The 22,345-nt window shown below is 31.6% G+C and carries 10 protein-coding genes; 1 reads left to right on the top strand and 9 read right to left on the bottom strand.

Annotated features, from left to right (window positions below; genetic code table 11):
* Window positions 1–402 precede the first annotated feature (402 nt).
* Window positions 403–1,101 carry a hypothetical protein gene (locus tag BTO16_RS11740; protein WP_105021873.1) on the top strand — a complete coding sequence of 233 codons (699 nt, stop codon included), beginning with the start codon at window positions 403–405 and terminating at the stop codon, window positions 1,099–1,101.
* 217 nt (window positions 1,102–1,318) lie between these two features.
* Here BTO16_RS11740 and BTO16_RS11745 read toward each other — a convergent pair whose 3' ends face one another.
* The 9 genes from BTO16_RS11745 to BTO16_RS11785 all read right to left on the bottom strand — a co-directional run bounded on the left by BTO16_RS11745 (window position 1,319) and on the right by BTO16_RS11785 (window position 22,313).
* Complete coding sequence (locus BTO16_RS11745; RefSeq protein WP_105021874.1) at window positions 1,319–4,846, bottom strand: sulfatase-like hydrolase/transferase; 3,528 nt, start codon at window positions 4,844–4,846, stop codon at window positions 1,319–1,321.
* Window positions 4,847–5,041: 195 nt separating this feature from the next.
* Entirely contained in the window at window positions 5,042–8,011 is a 2,970-nt protein-coding gene (locus BTO16_RS11750; protein ID WP_170064461.1) for a carbohydrate-binding protein, read from the bottom strand.
* A 152-nt stretch (window positions 8,012–8,163) separates the two neighbouring features.
* Window positions 8,164–9,354 carry an outer membrane beta-barrel protein gene (locus BTO16_RS11755; RefSeq protein WP_105021876.1) on the bottom strand — a complete coding sequence of 397 codons (1,191 nt, stop codon included), beginning with the start codon at window positions 9,352–9,354 and terminating at the stop codon, window positions 8,164–8,166.
* A 19-nt stretch (window positions 9,355–9,373) separates the two neighbouring features.
* Complete coding sequence (locus BTO16_RS11760; protein ID WP_105021877.1) at window positions 9,374–11,887, bottom strand: carbohydrate-binding protein; 2,514 nt, start codon at window positions 11,885–11,887, stop codon at window positions 9,374–9,376.
* An 11-nt stretch (window positions 11,888–11,898) separates the two neighbouring features.
* Window positions 11,899–14,040 carry a beta-xylosidase gene (locus tag BTO16_RS11765; RefSeq protein WP_105021878.1) on the bottom strand — a complete coding sequence of 714 codons (2,142 nt, stop codon included), beginning with the start codon at window positions 14,038–14,040 and terminating at the stop codon, window positions 11,899–11,901.
* 452 nt (window positions 14,041–14,492) lie between these two features.
* Window positions 14,493–15,800 (bottom strand): family 43 glycosylhydrolase, encoded by a 1,308-nt coding sequence (locus BTO16_RS11770; protein ID WP_105022895.1) that lies wholly within the window; start codon window positions 15,798–15,800, stop codon window positions 14,493–14,495.
* A gap of 7 nt (window positions 15,801–15,807) precedes the next feature.
* Complete coding sequence (locus tag BTO16_RS11775) at window positions 15,808–17,187, bottom strand: cellulase family glycosylhydrolase (protein WP_105021879.1); 1,380 nt, start codon at window positions 17,185–17,187, stop codon at window positions 15,808–15,810.
* Between the two features lie 220 nt (window positions 17,188–17,407).
* The gene (locus tag BTO16_RS11780; protein WP_105021880.1) at window positions 17,408–19,753 is read right to left on the bottom strand and encodes an alpha-L-rhamnosidase-related protein; all 2,346 of its coding nucleotides are present in this window, start codon (window positions 19,751–19,753) and stop codon (window positions 17,408–17,410) included.
* Window positions 19,754–19,760: 7 nt separating this feature from the next.
* Window positions 19,761–22,313 carry a GH39 family glycosyl hydrolase gene (locus BTO16_RS11785; RefSeq protein ID WP_105021881.1) on the bottom strand — a complete coding sequence of 851 codons (2,553 nt, stop codon included), beginning with the start codon at window positions 22,311–22,313 and terminating at the stop codon, window positions 19,761–19,763.
* Window positions 22,314–22,345: the final 32 nt, after the last annotated feature.

The following is a 22,345-nucleotide window of genomic DNA, read 5'->3' on the forward strand; positions in this document are numbered from 1 at the left end:
ATAATATATCTGTTTTGTAAATAATTATAATTGCCATCATTGTTTTATTGGTTTAGTTTTAATCGCATTCGTCAATTTATTACACAATTAGAACGCGTTTAGTATCATAAAATTTAAACGGGTTAGTACAGGATGATAAGAAAAAATAAATTTATTCTTTTTGATAAAATTAATATTTATTTAACAAGTAGATTGATCACAAATAAACTAAATAATAAAAAATGAAAAAAAAAATTAGACTTAACTTTAGTTATAAAATTAAGCTTAATCCTATTAACGGGTTTTGCATTTTCTTGCTCTAATAATGACGAAATTGAACCGTTATTTTATGAATCTGTTTTAGATAAATCATTACAATCAAAAAAAGTATCTCAATCCATAGGTACAGCAGCCAGAGCACTAGTGTGCGACTCAACATTTCCTGCACTTGGCCCTGATGCACCACAATCATGTTCTGATGTTTCAACCCCAAACAACAACGGAAAATTAGATTGCAGAACAAGTGAAAGTTATGGAGGGTACGATAATATTGGTGCCTCATGGGGAAAATACAAAATAAGGGGTGGATCAACAAGATACAATGGCACAAAAACTAGAGTAGAACGCTTCTTTAACAAGCTTTCTCAAGAAAACAATACCAACACAATTCTTACTGGTAGGTTTAGAATCTACGATTTAAGTGATGGTAACACTTGTATCATTCAATCTCACGCTGGAGGGCAAATCATGAAAGGGGTAGAAGCCGGTAAGACAAATCGTAGTGCACAGTTTTTGCTTTATGCAAGAAAGAGCGGCAGTCAAATTGTATTAGAAACTCATGTTACTACAAATCCATATACTACAGATTCTGGCGGCAGTAGAACTGCATTGCAACTAAAAACTATTAATTACGGTCAAGAATACACCTTTAGGTATGAAACAGGATACAACTCTTCTAATACCGCTTTTTCGTTTATAAAAGTAGGCGGCACAGAAAGATCAATAACTCACAATCACACTACACAAAGGGTATATACAAGATATGGCGCATATGGCACAAGTGATACTGGCGATGTAACTGCACACATTCAGTTTAAAGATATTAACTTATGTAGAAATTAAATGATATCTAAAATTAAAAAAAAGAGACTTTCTTCGTTTATTAGAAAGTCTCTTTTTTCATTATTTTTATTTTAAAATTAATTTAATTATTAATCAGTAAAATTAATTTGCTACAATGTTTGGCAAAAACATAAAGCTAACAGGAAACTCTTTTTGTATTGTAATTTAATTGATAACCGATAGTATTAAAACATAGTTTTTAACTTACAAAGGCTTATTAAAACGAATTTATTTTTAGCTCAATTATGTGTTTTCCAGGCGATAATCTAATTAATTCAAAGGCAGCTGGTACTTTTGCGCCATTATGAAGTAAATCTTTGCCATCTAAATTATTTAATGAAAACTCTGCAACCATATTTGCAGGAATTTCAATTTCATAGGTTTGTAATCTTGGTCCGTTAAATGTGTAGGATGCTTTTATAGTTCCTCTAACTGTTGGCACTTCAATAGAACTCGATTTTAATTTGCTCATTTGTGGCTTAATTGCAGCAATACCAAATCCTGCCGTTTTTGGTTTAATGCCCCATAATCCTCTAGGAATTGCGTTTGCCGGAACTGCGCCCCAAGCATGATTCCAATCTAAATTGTTTTTAAATTTGTAGTCCCAAGCTTCTAAAGTTATACTAGAACCAATTCTAATCATATTATACCAACTTCTTTCTGCTTTACTTGCTAATAATTCTAACGCATAATCTTCTTCGCCTGCATTGTATAAACCATCCATTAAAAACTGAGAACCGTAAACACTACATGCCATTCCTCTAGATTTCACAAATTCTACTACCGATTTTAAATGTTCGTCTGGCACTAGACCAAAAGCTAAAGGCATCATATTTGCGTGTAAGGAGGCGTGGTCTGTGCCAATTCCGTCAACATAAATTCCTAGTTTTTTATCAAACATTTGTTCGTTTAGTGCTTTTTTTACTTTTGCTGCTCTTAACTCAAAATCTAAAACTTCTTGGGTTTTCCCTAAGATTTTAGCAAAAACTGACATGATTTTCATATTCTCAAAAAAGAACGCATTAATAACAGTACTATACTCTTTAAATACAAAACCATCTCTTTCTCCTTTGGTTTTGCTTCCATTAAAATTAGCGGATGGCCAATCAACAATATCCGTTAATGGTTTTTTATAATCATCTTGAAAACCCAGTTTACGCATAAACTCTTTATCCACTTTTGTAGATGTAATTAATCCGTCTTCATTAGATAATTCATACAAAGTTTTATGCTTTAAAGCTTCGTAATAACGTGCTATCAGTTCCGTATTTCCTGTGTACATATAATCCGCATAAATAAGCAATGCCACATGTTGCTGCCATTCTGTTGGCCATGTAGGATTTTTCATAAAATACTCAATCGTACGTCTTGCCATTGCATATTCTCTGTCTGTTGTATAATGGCTTAACTGATTTAAATACGCGTCTGCTTCATACGGAATTCGTTCTCGGTCACCATCTACATATAAACCATTAAAAGTGGTGGCTTTTATGGAGTATTTTGATAAATCCCAAACCTGATTTAAGATATCATTGTTGCTTTCAAAACTACTTGCTTTTTCATCCCAAAAGGTATGATACGCTAATTGTGTAAAATTATTTGCTGTAATTGTTTCTTGATTTCCTTCTACTTCTGCATATCTAAAAGGCACCAAAGGTGGAAATCCTTTTGGCAACGGAATTGCTTTATTTATTTTTGTATTTCTTTCATCTGTTTGTACTAAAATTTGATACTCTTTTTGTCCAGGTTTTACATCAACCTTTATTTCTTGATACCGTATAGTGCTTTTTTCTGGCGGACTTCTATTTACATTTCCTTTATCATCTAGCATTTCTCCAACTCTAAAAGTTAAGGTGTGCGGTGTTTTTGCATTGTAGGTGAAATTGATGGTTGCAAATGCAGCTTTGCCAAAATCTATAAAGAAGAAATCTCCTCTTTTTTCGAATTTTACAGGTTTAATTTTATCAATTTGAAATTTATTTTCTGTGGATATAATATAGTTATCACTTTTACCAACTGTAAATTTTTGCGCTTCTGCATAATCTACCAATCGGTTTTCTTCTTCCCAAATTCTAACTTTCCAAAAATAGGTTTTTCCTATTTCTAAAAGCTTTCCTTGATACTCAACATTTGTGGATTCGCTTGATCTTACTTGTTGACTATCCCAAACATCGCCATAATTATTTTTGATGTTCTCTAGAGATGAAGCTACTAAAATTTGATATGCAGATTGAAACTTCGATTCAATAGGAACCGTCCAACCAAACTCTGGTTTTGTATCAAAAATCTGAACATCCGTTCCTGGATCTCTAATTAATTCGACCGTTAAATCTGTTGGCGGATTTCTATATTTATTGCTATTTCTTTTGATAAGCGCATCTGTTTTAGCTCTTAAATTTGCTAAAATTTGTCTGTATTTCTTTTTACCAACTAGGTTATCTATCTCTTTTGGATCTTTTTCTAAATTGTATAATTCCTCAATTCTTTTATCATTTACATATCTAAAATATTTCCATTCTTTAGTTCTTACGCCTTCACTTGGCGGAATTTCGCTAAAATCCCAAATATGTTCTATTAAGATTGTATCTCTAGCAATAGTGATTGTTTCTTTATCTACCAATGCTTTTAAACTTTTTCCTTGCCAAGATGTTGGCGCTTTTACGCCTGCATAATCTGCAATGGTTTGGGTAACATCAATATTTAAAACCATTTCTTCAATATCTTGATGCTTGTTCACTCTTGGATCAAAAACAATTAAAGGAACACGAATAGAATTGTCATACATTAACCATTTTCCTGCTAATTGACGTTCGCCTAAAAAGTAGCCATTATCACCCATCACAATGATAATTGTGTTTTTATCCAAGCCTTTTTCTGCTAGTTTTTTACGGATTTTAGCAATTTCTAAATCAATTCCAGAAATCATTCTATAATATCCTTTTAAACTATGCTGATATTTTTCTGGTGTGTCAAATCTCCACGTCCAACGTAATCTATTAAAGCCTTTTTTTACAATTTCTGGCTGTGCATTAAAGTATGAATCATCACCCAAATCTGGACCAGGAATCGTAATATCTTGCAATAATTTATCGGTTTCTGCTTGCCAAAAATATTGATCTGGTGCACTGTCGTGTGCATGAGGTGCACTAAAACTTAACGATAAACAAAATGGTTTTTCTGCCGATGTTTTATCAATAAAATCTAATGCTTGCTGGCCAGTGTAACGCGTTAAATGAACAGTGTCTTTACCAATCGTTTTATAAAAATAACTTCTTTTGTCTTTATAACTATGGTTTCTATCATACGATTCAAATTCATTAAACTGTTTGTCTAAATCATCATATCTTACACCATATTTTCCAAAAAAACCTGTATAATAACCACTATTTTTTAGCAATGTAGGATACGAATTTGCCATATATTCTTCTCGTACATTACCTGTTTGAAAATTAAAATTATGCGAACGCTCATGCAATCCTGTTAAAATACTTGCTCTACTTGCTGCACAAATTGGCGTGGTTACAATGGCATTTTTAAAATAGGTTCCAGCATTTGCTAATTTATCCATTTCTGGAGTTTGCACATATTTATTGCCCACATAACCAATAGCGTCAAAACGCTGATCGTCTGTTAAAATAAAGATAATGTTGGGCCTATTTGCAGTTGTGTTCTTTTGCTGAGAATACAGCGTTTTATAACTATTAAAAACCAGTACTAAAACTACTAAAAACGTTTGTTTTTGCATAAAAAAATTTCTTTGATACTTCTATATTTCAATTATGAAACTAATTTAAAGGGTGATTTTAGCCTTAGAATTAGAGCTACTAAAATTAGATTAGATAAAAACAAATCCTGTCCTGTGCTATCCTGACTATAAAAATAAGAAATCCTTATCAAAATTGATAAGGATTTCTTGTAATGGATTTAAAAGAAACAATATTTAATTATAGATTATTCTTTTCGTTTTACCTGATGCTGTTTTCAAAATATACATTCCTTTAGAAAAAGCAGCTATATCGATACTTTTTCCTTCTCCTTTTTTAACTAAAGTTCCCAGAATAGAGTACACTTCCCATTGATGAGATTTGTTTAAATGAAACTTTCCATTTCTACTAGGAATCGGAAAAACATTTAAAGTTTCTTCGTTTATATTTACATTATTTGTGCTTAATGCACCAAGTCTATTTAATGTAACATAATCATAACTTGGGCCTGCACCACCAGAAGGAATTAGAAGTTCTAAAACCCAATTTCCTGCTTGTAAATCGAATGTTGGTGAAGTATAATCTCCAAAAACACCTGCTCCTATTACAATGATACCCGAATTTGTTGAACCTGCTTCTGCAAAAAATAATTCTCTAGAAGTTAATAAGTTTGGCGGCAATAATCTGGCCGAAAAAGGTTTTGAAACTGTAGAAAATGTTTTATAATTTACAAGCATTTCATAGCTTCCTGCTTGCGTTACATTTATAGTATATCTTGTATATTCATTGCCAGACAAAGCACCAGAAACAAAACCAGTTCCTGCTGCAGAAATATCTACATCTTCTCCTTCTGCCGTTCTATATTCTCCTCCAGAATTACCAACTGTTGAATCATGAAAAGCAAATCCTTCTCCGCCAATATCATAATCTTCTATTTGAATAATTCCAGGAACCGTATGCGCTATTCCGCCATAAGGTTGTGTTGGTGTGTTACTAACCAAAACAGTTATACTAGATTCTGACGTTCTATTTCTATCATCTGTTAAAACTATTTTTAACAAATAAGTACCTTCACTTTTATTTGCTAACAACACATCGTTTTGCCCGTTATATCCCCATTTAAAAGGAGCATTTGTAATTGTACGAACTGCAACATCATCAATAAAAAGTTGCATACTAACAATATTTGTTGCCTCTAATTTTGCAGTTGCTTCTACTTCAATATTTCCTCCTGGAACAATAGAACTTCCTTCGCTAGGAGTTACAAAAATTGGAGACTCTAAAGGTCTTACAAAATTAATATTTACTTTATCTAAATTAAATCCTCCGTTTTGAATATTTAGTTTTAAAACATGTAAACCTTGAGTTAATTCAATATCTTTTTTTACAGCATTTTGAAAGTCTGTTAATGAACTTGTTTGTGGTAGTGAAAAATTATCAAAAAGAACAACCTCATCAATTTCAATACTAACCAAAGAACCAGCAGTTAGTGCTGCATATACAAATTCAAAATCGTAGTTACCCGTATTTAAAATATTTACATCATATTTTAACCATTCTCCATTTTGAGTATCGCCAACGTAGGTAATACCGTTTTCTAAACCAACATCTACACCATCTGTATCATCCGCAGCACTTAACGTATTGTCGGCAGTAGTATCAAAATAACCAACATCTTGCCCGCCATCTTTATACTCCTCCGCTTCAATTGTACCTTCTATAATTTTAATAGCAGGGTCTAATGAAATATTAGTTATTTTACTTACTGACAGCGCTGGTAAAGTAATAGTACCTCCACCTTGTTTTATAAGTGTTAATGGATCTGCATAAAAGTCGATTGCAGCTACCACACCTACATTATTAAAAACTAAAGCTTCGTGTTTAAAACCACCCGCATACACAATATTATTAAATTTTAATTCAAAAACTACAGGTTTATCCGTGAGGTTAATTGCAAGGACACTTGTTTTACCATCTTTGGTTGTTGCTCTTGCATTTACAGCATTTACAGAGCCTCTAGAAGTTGTTAATTGAGCCGATGAAGTTACCGTACTTTTTAGCATAGTAGCATCTCTAAGTACGTCTTGAAGAATTTGATAAGTAGAAAAATATCCTCTTTTCTTTAAGGGATAAACAGGTTCTCTATTAGAACCTACTTCGACCATTGCGTTTAAAACTCTATTAAAACTAAACCAATTTGCTCTATCAAAAATTTGCTGATTTTCTGACATAAACAAATACGCATCTGCCATTCCTAAACACGCGCCTCCATGAACATCCGAACCTGCAGAAACGCCCCATTCTGTTAACCAAACCGGTTTTCCTGGTGCATAATTATTTCTAACCCAATTTACATCTTCTTCTAATTCTAATTTTGCGGTTAAGAGTGAAGTATATGCACTGTTGCTTTCTCCTGGCTGATCTGGATCTGCGCCTAGATATTTATGAATTGTAATTGCATCAAAATAAGTGCCATTGCCAATAATAGAATTGTTATAATTACCTTGATTTCTTCGCCAACCAAGCGGAATTGATAACTGAATATCTGGAAACTCTGCTTTTATAGCTGATGATACAGCAGAAGCTTCTGCTAAATATTTTGCCGGTGTAGAAGTTCTATATGAACGTTGATTCGTCCAAAAATGTTCATTTCCTAATTCTATAGCTTTTACTTCTAAACCTAATCCTAAATCTTTTTTTATTCTAGCAACACTACTTGGGCCATCATCAAAGTTAATAGTATAGGTCCACATCATATCATACCCTTTGCCGCCATTGCTGTCTTTTTTATCATTGTTTAAAGAAGCTACCCCTGCAATATGACCTTTAACGCTGCTTACATATGTATTTAACACATTTTGATGGGTTCCATTATCATAACTATCTTGCTGATAACCATCTGTTTGCCATTCATAAAAATTTGCCCAAACTCCATGCGGAAAACGAATGGTAACTGGGTCTACTAATTTGATGAAGCTTTTTTGAAGACTCGTATTAAAACCTTCAATATTATAACCTAACAGTTTATTATTAAAAAGTTCTGAACTTGTTGTTTCCACGTTTAAGGTGGCAGTAATTGTATTTGGCAAGTTAAAAGGATACTCTTGTGCTTGTATTTTTAAGTTAAAAACAAGCAAAGAAAGCACTAAAAAAATCAATTGAATGAAGTTTAAAGATTGCTTCTTAGAAAATGTAATTTTCATCATATTTTTAAATTTTATCATATCTTATTTTGAGAATATCTACAAAAAAGATGTTTTAATAGGTAAAAATAGAACTGAAAAAAAATTATAGCATCCTGCACTGTACTGTAAAACAGTTTAATAATATAGAATTACCAACGAAAATAAAGTAGGTTTTAAAAAATGGTATAACCAAATATAAAAGAAGTAGTATTATATTCTAAATCTAGAACAAAAAACTCATTATACAAATCTCTTGTTGTTTGATATCTTAGTTCTAAACTAAATTTATTTCTTAATTTATATCCTAATCCAAAAGCAAAATTATTTTGTTCTGATGTAACTTTATACTCTTTTTTATCGTTATAACTTAACGTTGAATTTCCATTAATATCATAAACATAAGAACCATTAATAAAAATTTTAGAATTCTCATTTAAAAAGAAATAATGTCTTATTCCTACAGGAATTTCTATGGATGTATACTTAATATTTGATTTTATTGTTGATGATTCTTTTTCGGAGTTATAGTATTGAAAAGTTGGTTCTACAATTACTGCCCATTTATTTTTATGAAAACCCATTATAAATTCAAATTCTAGGCCCGCTCTTAGGTTTAGTTTATTTCCATAATCCGCATCTATAGAACTTGAAATTAAATCAGGATTTGTAATTGATGAAAAATTTAGGCCTGGTCTTAAAGTGAAGTTGAAAAAATCCTTTTTTTGTTTTTCATCAAAATTTATAACATCAGAATTATTGCATTTATTCTTTAGCACAAAAAAATCTACCAATTCCTTTTGAGTATATTCTAAAATTTTAATATCATTTATTGTGATGCTTTTGCATTTTAAATCGAGTAATAATTGTTGCCTAAACTCATTGTTTGTTTTAATTTCGAGCTTATCTGTTTTATAGCTTTTAAAAATTAACTGTTTAATTTCGGTATTTTCTTCTTTATAAAAAAAACGTATCAAACTTCCGTTTTCATAAGTATATAGCATAGATTTTCCTTCTACCAAAACTTCTAAAAAAAGTTCTTCTTCTTCAAAAACAGGATTTCTTTCGCTACTTAAAACATTAATATTTTCGCTAGACCTATCAATATTTACAGTTTGTCTTATATATTTTGAGTAGTTGTAAACACCAAATTCTTTAACCTCTTTTATAGTAAGTCCCTTTTTATCTGAATTTTCAGATAAACGATATTCAAAAGAAGTTGGATTGTTTTTCCAATCTAAATTCTTTATATAGCATTCTATTTTTTTATCAGCATTATTGATAAAATATCCTTTATCGAAAGTAATTTGTGTATAACAAAAAGTACTTGAAATAGTTATTAAAATAACTAGAATTTGCTTTTTCATTTTGATTTTGATGCTTCTTTTATTGATATATTAACTTAGCAATCTTCGTTTTTGTTTTCAAAATATACATACCTTTTGAAAACTTAGATAAATCTATACTGTTTTTTTTACCACTCAATACTTTTACTCCGGTTACACTATACACTTCCCAATCTTGGGGTTTATTTATTTTAAAAATACCTTTTTTACTCGGATTAGGATAAATTAAAAGCTTTTTTAATTCAGTGTTTTCAAGTGATAAAGTATTTTTTACAAACTCTAAATTATCTACATTATAAGCACCAGAATTTGTAGTCAATCTTAAAGTTTGAATTCCTTTTTCTAAACTTACATTCTCTTTTGTTATTATTTCATACTCACCCCAACCGTCAGTTTGTGTTAAAGAAAAATTATCAAATAGACTGTTTTCATTGGTAGCTAAACTAAATTTCCCTCCGCCACTTCTACCTGATGAATAGTTTATATTAACATTATAATTACCCGCTTCTTGCACATTTACGGTATATTCAATCCATTCATTTGCAGAAATATAACCAACACTAAAACCTCCTGCATCAACAGCACCAATATCTACACCCTCTGATGTTCTATATTGTCCTCCTCTATTTTCTGTATCAGCATCATTATAAGCAATTCCTTGTCCGCCTTTATCATAATCTTCCGCTTCTACTATTCCTGGAATTTGAATTGGTGTTCCTGAATAGGGTTCTTGTTTTGTAACATAAATTAAAGTGTAAACCTCTGTTTCTTTTGCATCAGTATCAGTTGCTAATGCAGAAACTTTATAAGTTCCAACTTCCGTAGGAATAAAAGATTCTAGGTAAGGAATAGTCGTATCCGCAACATTTAGAAGCACATTATTTATCTTAAATTGAACTTTTGTGATGGTTCCATTTGTATCTGATGCATTTGCAGATATCGGAATTACTTCTCCTAAAAGATGCGTAGAAAATGGCAAAGGAGAAGTTAACTCTACTTTTGGATTTTGAGAACCATCATCAGAACCTAAATAAATAACATTTACAGAAAGTGGTGGTAAACTAATAGCACCTGTACCATTTTTTATAAGGCTTAATGGGTCTTGATCAATAGGTATTTGAGGTTCATGGCTTACAGAATTAAACTGCATTGCTTTATGAATAAAAGCATCAGCGTATAAGTTTCCATCCATATTTAAGGTAAAAGGAACTGGCTTATCTGTTAAATTAAGCACAAATACCGTCGTTTTACCGTTTTTAGTAACAGCTCTCGCAGTTACCGCTTTTACGTCATCTACTAAATTTAAAGTGGTCATAGTACTTTGCAGTAGTGTACTATTTTCAAATACCGATTTTAAAATTTCGTGCGTTAAGCCGTAAGCTGTTTTTTCTAAAGGATACTTTACACTATTGCCATCAAAAGTTACAAATGAATTTGCTTTTCCGTTTACACTAAACCAGTTAGCTCTATGATACACATTTTGATTTTCTGACATAAATAGATAACAATCTGCCATTCCTAAAGCAGATGCGCCATTAAAACCGCCAGATTTTACACCCCATTCTGTTAACCAAACAGGTTTTTGTAGAGGATTACTGTTACCGCCATGGTTATGATAATTTTTTAAAGCAAAGTTATTTGTAGAACTCTCTAAACTTTTTCTTGCGGTTAAAGCCGTGCTATAGGCATCATCGCTATTACTAGAATTATCTGGATCTGCACCAATATACGTGTGCACAGTTATGGCATCAAAATAAGAAATATCTTCTGTTAATTTTGAATTCCAGTCTGGATCAACAAATGAACCTCTTCTTAATAAAGGAACAGAAACTTGAATGTTTGGATTTATTGCTTTTAAGTCTTTGTACATCGATTTTGCTCTTGCAATATAATCTGATGCATTTGGAGTAAAAGAACTTCGTTGACCTGGATAAAAATTTTCGTTTCCAAACTCAATATCATTTACTTCAAAACCACGTGAAATTAAATCTTGATAATGAGCAACCGTTTCTGGACTTTCGGAGGTGTCTGCGCCAGCTTCAGCGTCTGCACTCATGTTAAAAGTCCAGATAACATCAAACTTTTTACCTTGTGCTAAATTTCGTTCTTTGTTTAATTGTTCAAGGCCATCAATACCTACTTTTATGTTGTTTCTGTCTGAAAATTTTATAGCAAATAACTCCCCAATCGTTGTTTCTTTTGGAGCTCCATCCCTGTGGATATAATTAAATGTTTCATCGCCAAAAACTCTTGTTTTATCTTCTCTCCAATCATACCAATTTGCAAATAATCCATGAGGAAAACGAATTGTTGTTGGGTTAAATTTTCTGATGAAGTCTTTATTTAGATCCGAATTAAAACCAAAAATATTGTAGCCCAAAAGTGCATTTCTAAATTCTTCTGTAGTGTTTGTTTGCACATCTAAAGTTGCCGTAATATTATCATCAATAACAAAAGGATAGTCTTGTGCTTGATAAAAGGTAAAAACAAATAGAAATAGAAAATGGCTGTTTTTTCTTAGAAAAATAGCCACTATAGTTTGTAATTTATTCATATTAAATAAACTTATTTTACTTTTAATTTAATCGTTTGTAAATCTTTAATTAAAGAAGAACTTCCTACAGAAATTGTAAAATCACCAGGTTCTACAACCTTCTTCATTGCTTGATTATAGAGCGATAAATTCTCGAAATTGAGCTCAAAAGAAACTGTTTTTGTTTCTCCAATTTTTAAAGAAATACGCTCAAAACCTTTTAGCATTTTATTATATCTACCAACAGTGGCAAAATCGTCTCTTATGTACATTTGTACAACTTCATCGCCATCATAATTTCCTATATTTGTAACATCCACAGAAACTTTTGTTTTACCATCAATTGCGATGGATGTGTTTTCTAATCTTAAATTATCATATTTAAAAGAGGTGTAGCTTAACCCAAATCCGAAAGGGAATAGTGGTGTTTTATCCGAAAACTTATACAAGCCTTTTCCTGACCCAATAAAATCTGGCTTTTCTAAATACGTAACAGGAATCTGCCCAACAGAGCGCGGAAAAGAGACTGTTAATTTACCTCCAGGATTGTTGTCTCCAAAAATAGTTTCTGCAATTGCTTCACCAGAATTCATGCCCAAATACCAAGTTTCTAAAATTGCTGGAATATTTTCTGCTATATAATTTATAGATAAAGGTCTACCGTTAATTAAAACAACTACAATAGGTTTTCCTGTTTTGTGAATTGCTTCTACTAATTCGTTTTGCACTCCAAATAAATCAACATTATCTCTATCTAACCCTTCTCCACAAGTTTCTGTAGAACCGCCAATTGCTAAAATAACTACATCCGATTTTTTTGCTGCAGCAATTGCTGCTGCAAAACCATCTTTAGACATACTTTTTAAAGGTGAACCTTCTGCATAATTTATGGTAATATCTTTTCCTACTTTGGCTTGAATTCCTTCTAAAACAGAAATATAATAAGGCGGGATTCCTGCATAACCGCCTAACTGCGGATATTTTCCGTTTGGAAAACGAACCTCAGCAGCATTAGGACCGATAACAGCAATACTTTTAACCTTGTTTTTATCTAATGGTAATAGATTGCCATCATTTTTTAATAAAGTAATTGCCTTTTTTGCAATTTTTAAAGCCACATCTTGACTTTCTTTTTTACTAACAATTACATCAGGATAGGTTTTATCCATCGTATCAAATAAACCTAATTTGTATTTTGCTTTTAAAATTCTTGACACACTTTGATCTACATATTTCACCAAAGATGAATTCGTTTTTAACGTATCTAATAAAACGTGATTTATATATGCAGAGAAATCTGGACTTTTACCAATTACTAAATCCATATCTACGCCTGCTTTTAAGCCTAAAATTGCAGCTTCTGTTTTAGTTTTTGCAATAAAATGCATGGTGTTTAAACGTAAAACATCATTATTATCAGAAACAATAAAACCATCAAAACCAAGTTCTCCTCTCAAAATGTCTTGAAGCAACCAGGTATTCATATGACAAGGAACCCCGTTAAAATCTTGATGTCCTGGCATAATAGAACCTACTTTTGCTTCTCTAACAGCAGCCTCAAAAGGCGGTAAAAAAACTTCTCTTAATCTGCGTTCAGACATATCACTAAATCCGCCATTAATACCTCTTCTATTTTCTGGATATCCCACAAAATGTTTTGCAGTTGCTAAAATATGGTTTTGGTCTAAATATTCATCTCCGGTTCCTTGCAAGCCTTCAATAAAAGCAACGCCCATTCTAGAAACTAAATAAGGATCTTCTCCATAAGATTCTTCTACTCTACCATAACGCGCATCGCCAGAAATGACATCTAAATTAGGTGAATAACAGTGTGTTAAATTTGCAGCTCTTGCTTCTTTTGCAATTTCTGTAGTCATTTCTCTAAGCAATTCTGGATCCCAAGTAGAACCCAACGCAATTGCCTGCGGATATACGGTTGCGCCTTCTAACCAAAGACCATGCAAACACTCACTGTATTTCATAATAGGGATTCCTAAACGTTCGTTGGCGGGAGCGTCTTGCGTTAATTCTGCTATCTTTTCTTCAAGTGTCATTTTACCAATAAGGGATGAAACTTTATCATCAATATCATCATTCTTTGAAGTTGATGTTAAATTATTTTGACAGCTTACGATTACTAAAACTAGTAAAACTTTAAGAGCTATTTTATACATATTTGGTCTTTATTTGATGATTCTCTATTTGGCACTAAATTACTTTGGTTACTGTTTTAAATTGTCCTGTACTATCCTGATTTTATCAACTTAAAGACCAGAATAATATCTTTAATCGACATGTATAATTTACGCTATTCTAATATCCCTTAATAGAAGCTACTATCTGAATTTAAAAAAGAAGTTCATTTGTAGCTGTATAGAAAGTTGTAGACACTGTTGCTGCTCTATTTTAATTACGTAAAAGTTTAATTGCAGGAGATTTATTTACTAATTAAAAAAATTTCTCACCCAAAGACATTTGCCGTTCTATATCTAATGATCGTGTTTCGAAATCTAATGATAAATGGAGATATTTTAGTTTTTGTTTTGTTAGCTCTTGCGCAGAAACAGTAATCAATATAAAACATAAACGATGCTTACGGCAAAGTTTCTCATTAGTTACTTATTTTTTATTTATGAAAACTGAAAGAATCAAATTCAGTTTTAAATTTTCTATTTCCTTTAAAAACTAAATAGATGTCTTTTTTCCCTACAACTTCTTTTATAGTTGCTATAAATTTTTGAGATTCTTCTTTTAGATTTAAGGATTTAACAGAAATACTACCCAAAATTTTACCAGAAATACTGCCTTCTCGTATTTCTAATTTTCCTTTTCCTTGGATATTTTTTAAAGAAACTTCAATTTTTGATTGCTGATTAAAATTAATGTTTGCAAACTTTACCCAACTTTTATTTTGAACATTCGTTAATTTGAAACCTTCTTTTTGAATTCCTTTTTTTTCAATTTCTGATGATTTTTCATAAAACCATTCTGCTTCAATAACCTCCCAAGAAGCATCATATTGGCCAACGCCGTTTTTAAAATGCTTGTCTAAAAAAGCGGTATCCGATACTATTTTCCCATCATCGCCAACATGACAATAGGTTATAATAGTTTCTCTAAATTTGAGTCCATTTTTTAAATAATAACACCAAACATGGTAATATTGTCCTTTCCAATAAAAGAAACTTCCGTGTGCAAATTCATCTAATTTGTGCCCTGTTCCAAAAGAACCTGCAGACTCATAAGGGCCATAAATATTTTTTGATATTGCATAATCTCTTCCCCAACTTAAATAATAAGTATCATTATGTTTAAATACATAATTTTTATCCATCCACTTTGGTGCTTTGTCCCATAAATTACCATTTACAGCAATTGGTTTTGGAGTTTCTGCTGTAGAAATCATATCTTCATTTAACTCTGCTATATAATAAGAATCCGATTTATCGCCATAAATAATATAAGGTGTTTTATTTTTATCATCATCTATAAAAATGGTTGGATCGTGCATTGGTGCAACTAAAGGTTTACCCAAAGCATCTTTAAAAGGACCTGTTGGAGAATTAGAAGACATCACTCCAATTCCTCTTTTTTTATCAGAAAAATAAAAATAATACTTGCCATTTCTGGCCGATGCATCACTTGCCCAACAATCTATACTATTGTTATCCATGTAATTATCTTTTGGTGAAATAGTTTGTTCTAACTTCCAATCTAATAAATTAGTAGACGAGAATACACGCCAATCTTTCATATCCCATAATTTATCATTCGGACTTGAGTCATGACCAGAATACAAATAAATGGTATCATTAAAAACACGAATATGAGGATCTGAAACTCCTTTTGCATTTGTAATTGGGTTTTGCGAAAAAATCATTTGCGTCATTAAAAACAACGAAAAAAAGAAAGAGCTAATTTTTAATTTTAACATGGCCTTTTTAATTTTTATAAATTCCGGGAACAATTTTTAAGTTCAAATTTGCATTATTTTCTGGCCATTTTAAAATGGTTAATTGCTGATAATTTTCGTTCCAAATAAAATTAGAAATACTCGTATTTTCAATTCCCTTTACCAATTCTAAACCAACATTTTTAAGCGGATTATAAACTAATACAACATCTTCACCACAAAGTATAGAAAATCCGTCTGGATAATGTCTGTTGGCGCCAATAAAAATTTGTGAAGCTCCTTTACTGTTATCCGTTTTAAGATGAACATCTAAAGTTCTGGTTGCAAAATCAAACATAAATGAATTAATTGTTCCTGCAATTATTTGCGGATAAGGTCTTGCAATAATATCTGTAATATATTTTCTTTCGGTAGTTCCTACTGCATTTTTATCAGAAAAAATTGCCCAAGTTGATGGACCACCAGCCATAAAATTCTGCATTTTTGAATTGCCAGAAAACCATGCTTTTATGCTTCCAACGCCCATTTTATCAAAAACTTCTGCTGTTTTTATGTACAGTTCTCTATATTTATACTGCCCTAAATTACCAACTAAAGTGGTATCTGTAGTTGCAAATGTTGGAAAACCCCATTCACCAATTAAAATTGGAGCGTTTAACATAGCAGATTCTTTGTCGAAACGATTCATAACAGGTGCTACTAAATCTTCTTTATTCTGATAAATATGCGGAGAGAAAACAATATTTTCTCTGTTTACTGACTTTGTAATTTCTGCATATTGATTATTGTCAATTCCTTCACCCTTATTCATAAAAATAGACTGAATTAAGATTTTTTTATCAGGATTAATTTTATGACTTTCATCAATAATTTTTTGATAAACAGGAATCAAATAGTTTGAAGTTAATTCGTTGTAAGAAATATCCATTGTTAATTTTCTTGGCTCATTTACCACATCATAACCAACCACAAATTCCTCGTTTTTAAAACGATTCCAAACTTCTTTCCAAGCATTTATATACGTTGAATGTTCGTCTTTTTTATTTAACCAAAACTCTTCCCAAGAAAATTTATCAACTCCATAAACAGTCATTTTAAAAACTGTTTTAATACCTACTTTTTTTCCTAAAGTTACTAACTCTTCTAATTGGTTCAAATAACTTTCCTCTAATTTTGCGCCAGGAAAATTACTTAATCTTCCTAATTCTAGACGCACAACTTGGTAATTTGCGCCCATTCTTACCATTCGTACAAAATCTTCACTTTTAAAATCGCCAGCATCGGTAATAATTACAAAACCTCTAGGAATTACATGTCTTCCTAAATCATCACGAAGTCCATGTTTTATTTGGGATTCTAAAGTATTTGTTGCTAAAAAAAGGAGTAAAAGATATAAAGTATTTTTCATGTAATAAGAATTAAGAGTTTCTTATCAAACCTACTTTTTGTACTTATAAAAAGCATCCTGTTCTGTCCTGAGATGTCTTATTTTGATTAAGCGATACAAAAAAATATTTTCAGTAAAAAACCACAAAAAAAGCGAACCATTTTAATCGTTGAGTTTAAACCCTAAAAACCTCAAAGATTTTAGTGAAAAATTAATGAGCTTAATTTAAATAAAAGATTTTTTATTCAGTTTCAAAATTCCATTTTCCTGATATAACCTCAAATTTGATGAAATCTGAATTTTCACCAATCCAAGTGACTCCAAAAGTTCCATCTACAAATTTTCCTTTGTTCCAAATTATGGTATTTCCAAGTTTAACTTTGCTAATATTGAAATCTTTTTTAGGGATTCCAATAATTGCAGTCGTTCCTTCAGGATTTTCTAAATCCAATTTAAAAACATTTTCTTTTTTAGAAATAGCAACTATTATTTCTCCTTGCACACTTGGAACAATTTGCTTTATAGTAGTAAGATGTGCCATGTTAGGACAAACTTTAAATTGACTCCATCCTACTTTTGTGGGTTCTATACCCGCAATATGTTTACTTAAAACAGTGTTTGATGCGTTCCAAGCATGATTGTAACTTCCGCCTCGCGGAAACATTTCGTACAATGTTGTAAGGTTTTTTTGATTTACTTGCGATTGATATTGTTCTTTCATTCTATTTAAAGATGCTTCATAATTTCCGGCCATACACATTGCTTCTTCGACCATCCACTCAAAATGCGGACTCGAAAATTTATTAGGAATTAATACATTCTTTACAATCTGATTATAGTTATTTGGGTTTGCAAGACCAGAAAGAATCGCCAATGCGTTTGCTCTATCATCCTTAAATTTTAAAATATCACTGCTATAAAAACCATCTTTCCAAAAGGCTGTATCAAAAGATTCTTTGATTGTTTTTATCCTTTTAGTATACCAAGTAATTTGAGTTATTTCCCCCAACTCTTCTGCTATTTTTTTTGCGCTAATTAATGCCATATAATAAAATGCAGCCTGAATGGGTTCTGGGTCTACTGTTTCTTTTACGCCCCAATCATTCCAATCCCAACTATCTGGACTTGCACGCACTCTATATTTTGGCAATCCATTTGCTTTCATTTCAAACAAAGAGAGGTAATCAAATACATAAGGATTGGCTTTTTGAAGTGTTTCTAAATCTGCTGTATTAAAATAATAAGGCCAAATTGTTTGCGCAATAAATTGCAAACTTTGGCCTGGTAATTCACGAACCCGAAGTGGCCCTAAAGCTCCAATTACTTTATTTTCACTAAAATTAATCGTGTTTAAAATGGCTTTTTTCAACAACAAACGACCTGCATTATCCATCGAATAAAAAATATATCCTGTTTGATCTGCCACGTCACCAATCCATAAAGCTCTTTCTCTATCTGGGCAATCCATAAAATTATCTCTTGCACAAACAAATAATGTGTTTCTTCCCATCCACCATAAGCGTTGATAAAAAGGATCATTCGTTTCAAAACTACCTACCATTTCACCAACACTCATCCATCTATATTTAAGCGATTTTACTCTTATTCCTGCGGGAATCGTGTAATTTACGGTATGGCCATTCATCCAAGAAAAAGACTCAAAGATTTGATTACCTGCTTTAGTAGTGTAATTGGTTGATATTTTATTTAATCGATTATCCGTAGTTATTTCTATAATTTCTCCAGAATCTCCTTCAACTTCAAAATACGGAGTTATTTGCATGTTAAAAGGCAGTTTACAAATTATCGTTTTTCCGTCACTAATAAAAGGAAAGTTTAATGCACTGTTATTCTCGTAGTTTTTTAATCCGTGATTTACTAAAGGTTCTGTATAGTTTTTTTCTAAATGATACCAAGGAGCAGTTGGAACTTTCCCTTTTTCTGCAGCAAAAGACCAATTATTATCATTATAATTTTCTGAGTACCAAGCATATTTAGACCAATCATTTAAATCTTTTCTTGCATCATATTTAACAGGATATTGCACAACTGAATTTCCGTTTTCAATTGTATTTGAATCATACGCAGGATGCTTTTTTACTTTCCAAGAAACATCAGAAGTAATTGTGGTATCTCCTAAATCACATTCAAATAAAAACCCTCCTTTATTACTATCTATATAAGTTCCTTTATGGGTTTCTCTGCCCCAATACCAAGCTAAAACGGCAATCGTGTTTTTTCCTTTTTTTAGATATTTTTTGATATCCACTTCTTCATACCACGTATTTGTTGGTGTAATTTTTTCTTTTCGATTCCATTCTCCTGCTTGACTTGAACCTCTTGAAGAACCTCCTTCAAAAACGACCATTTCTCCGTTTATCCACAACCAGAATCTGCTATCTACTGCAATATTTGCAAGTGCTTTTTCTGGTATGGTTTTAATAACAACAGTTTTTCGAAAGGCAATCCAACTATTTAGGGCGCCATCCTCTTGGTTCCAAATCCACTGAGCATTCTTCCAATTCTGTGCATCTATAAAGAAAGAATTGAATAAAAAAAACAAAAATACAAGTTGAATCTTTTTCATTACGGACTTATAATTTCAATAATTTAAATGATTTATTTTCTGTTTTAAGAAGATAAATTCCTTGTTTAAAGTTTGATAAATCTATTTGATTTCCCTTTCCGCTTAAAATTTTTACTCCAGAAATGGCATACACTTCCCAAATTTCTTCACTACTTAGTCTAAAGATTCCCGTTTCACTTGGATTTGGAAATACAGTTGTTTTTTTATTAAAAATAACATCATTAATACTTAAAACTTTAGAAAAAGTTGCTTTGATATTCAAATCAGTTTCAACCGTAATATCTATTGGATTATCCATACTTACAATAGCTCCTGTCCATCCTGCAAACTCCCAACCTTCATCAGGAATTGCCAGTAATTTTAATTCGCGACCAGCAAAACAAGTTCCACTTTTATAATTCAGCAATCCTTCTCCTTCTTGAGTTAAAGTTACATTTAAAACCGTAGCATCTGTACGAGGCACAAATTCTATTGAATCTATAATTAAACTTCCTGTTTTTGTTCTGCTATAGATTTTAAATTGATTGATAATACCTTGCCAAAGACTCCAATCAGAAATATCAATTTCAAAATTTTCAAACCCCTGATTTAAAGGTATATTTACTACTTTTCTACCAGATGAAAAATCTTGACCAGGCACATTAGCAACCATTTGTATGCCTACATTATCTGTTGTATTTCTTGCTCTTAATCGTAAAGTATCGTAATTATCTGAATTGATTTTTAAATTTGTAATTTCTGCCATTGGAAAACCCCAACCAGACTCTACAAAATTTAAAGTTAACAAATCGTTTTCAGTATCAATTACCATTCCTGCACTTGCAGGTTTAAAAGGTTGAAAATCTTCTGTAGTTGTCCAAATAACTTTTGCAGGACTTAATTCTTGCACAAAATCTGGTTCTATTTGAAACTCAAACTTTCTATATCCAAAAGAAGGAATTTCAGTTGACAAAGTTATCATTGATCCAGAACCACTTGTAACTCTTGCTTCTGTAATTATGTTTATCCATTTACTAAATGTGTAAGGAGTTTTGTGATCGTAAACTGCCCAAGCCGCCAAACCAGCTGCATTTAAAACACGTTCTGGTGTTCCTTTTCTATCCCATCTATTTTTTATCCAACCAGAAGCAGGTTCATTTTCTAAAAAAGCTTGAAATTTATTTTGTTCTTTACCATACAATGCATTTCTATAGTAAATTTTTGTTCCAACTGGCACCTCTAAATTAAATGAAACTTCTACCGCTTCAGAATCTCTATAATTTAAAGAACTATCATTATAATTATATACCAAAACATCAAATTTATTATTAGCATCTCCTTTCGCAAAAATAGCATCTAACTTATTTGAACTAACTTTTGGTGTTCCAGATACAGTTGTTTCATATCTTTTTTTACCAACCATATTATTTACGACTGCAATAACTCCGTCATTTCTTCCTGTTCTAATTCCCCATCTATAAATTTGGTCTAAACCCTTATTCTGATTTTTATAAAACATGTGCGAAAAAGTAAGGTCTACAAGTTCTGCATGCGTTGTAGCAGCTCTTAAAAAACTACCTCCATCTTCCTCTGGTGGTGCTATAGAAATTATTGGCGCATACTCCATAACATCTAATTTGGCATTTGCATTCCATTTTGAATGATTTGTTAGCGGAGCAAAAAGTTGATCAAATTTTTCTGATAACTTTAAAGATCTACTATTGTTAACAATTATATAATCAGAAATACCCCAAAAATCATAACGTAGATTATTATTAAAACAATACTCAATTAAGCCATCTGCAAAAGAAGCAAAAGGTTCTCCTTTGTAATTTGTTTCGCTGCCATTTTTATAAAAGAAATTGGGTTCTCTAGTGTGTAAACCAATTTTTGCTTCTGGTAATATAGCTCTAACAGATTGTTCTATATCTTGAAAATGAGCTATAAAATCTTGTTTTGTTCCTCGCCAATGATCGGGTGTTTCTATTTCTGAACCCACTCTAAAACGCCAAGAAAGCACTTCTGTTTCTCCATAAGTATCAATCAACTCTTGCACCATTGCCTTTACAAAATCTCTAAAAGCAACTCTATCTTTTGGTGGTAAAGAATTACCATAAATTGTTATTCTTTCACTCTCTTTAAAATCGGTTCCATTATAAGATTGCCCATTAGGAATAAAGGTATATCCGTGCTGAAAAGCCCAAGAAGGCTGGTCTAAAACAATTTGAAAAAGTTTAGTGTTAGAATTACGAATTGTATTAATTCTAGACAATAAAGCCGTGAAATTATAGACATATTTATTATTTACAGAATCATATCTAACTGGATCATAGTCATAGTCTGGCACTCGTTTTCCATTTACAGTTTTGTTAATTCCACCAATCATTCTTACTGTATTCACATCAACTCCATTTCTCACAACAACGCCGTTTTCTGGAGAAATACGATTGGCAACTCTCCAAATGTTATGAAGTTCTTCTTTTTCTTTGGTTTGGTCTGTAAAATCTGTAGAAATTGATACTTGTGCTTGCACTATTAAGAATGCAAATACAGAAAAGATAAAAGTAAATGTTTTTTTCATGTGTTATATTTCAATAAATAATTTTTATAAAC

The sequence above is a fragment of the Polaribacter glomeratus genome (assembly GCF_002954665.1).
Classification (GTDB): domain Bacteria; phylum Bacteroidota; class Bacteroidia; order Flavobacteriales; family Flavobacteriaceae; genus Polaribacter; species Polaribacter glomeratus.

Coding starts and splice junctions, on each gene's coding strand:
- BTO16_RS11775 (WP_105021879.1), bottom strand. CDS start 17,187: ATGAAAAATACTTTATATCTTTTACTCCTTTTTTTAGCAACAAATACT.
- BTO16_RS11755 (WP_105021876.1), bottom strand. CDS start 9,354: ATGAAAAAGCAAATTCTAGTTATTTTAATAACTATTTCAAGTACTTTT.
- BTO16_RS11780 (WP_105021880.1), bottom strand. CDS start 19,753: ATGAAAAAGATTCAACTTGTATTTTTGTTTTTTTTATTCAATTCTTTC.
- BTO16_RS11770 (WP_105022895.1), bottom strand. CDS start 15,800: ATGTTAAAATTAAAAATTAGCTCTTTCTTTTTTTCGTTGTTTTTAATG.
- BTO16_RS11785 (WP_105021881.1), bottom strand. CDS start 22,313: ATGAAAAAAACATTTACTTTTATCTTTTCTGTATTTGCATTCTTAATA.
- BTO16_RS11760 (WP_105021877.1), bottom strand. CDS start 11,887: ATGAATAAATTACAAACTATAGTGGCTATTTTTCTAAGAAAAAACAGC.
- BTO16_RS11765 (WP_105021878.1), bottom strand. CDS start 14,040: ATGTATAAAATAGCTCTTAAAGTTTTACTAGTTTTAGTAATCGTAAGC.
- BTO16_RS11750 (WP_170064461.1), bottom strand. CDS start 8,011: ATGATGAAAATTACATTTTCTAAGAAGCAATCTTTAAACTTCATTCAA.
- BTO16_RS11745 (WP_105021874.1), bottom strand. CDS start 4,846: ATGCAAAAACAAACGTTTTTAGTAGTTTTAGTACTGGTTTTTAATAGT.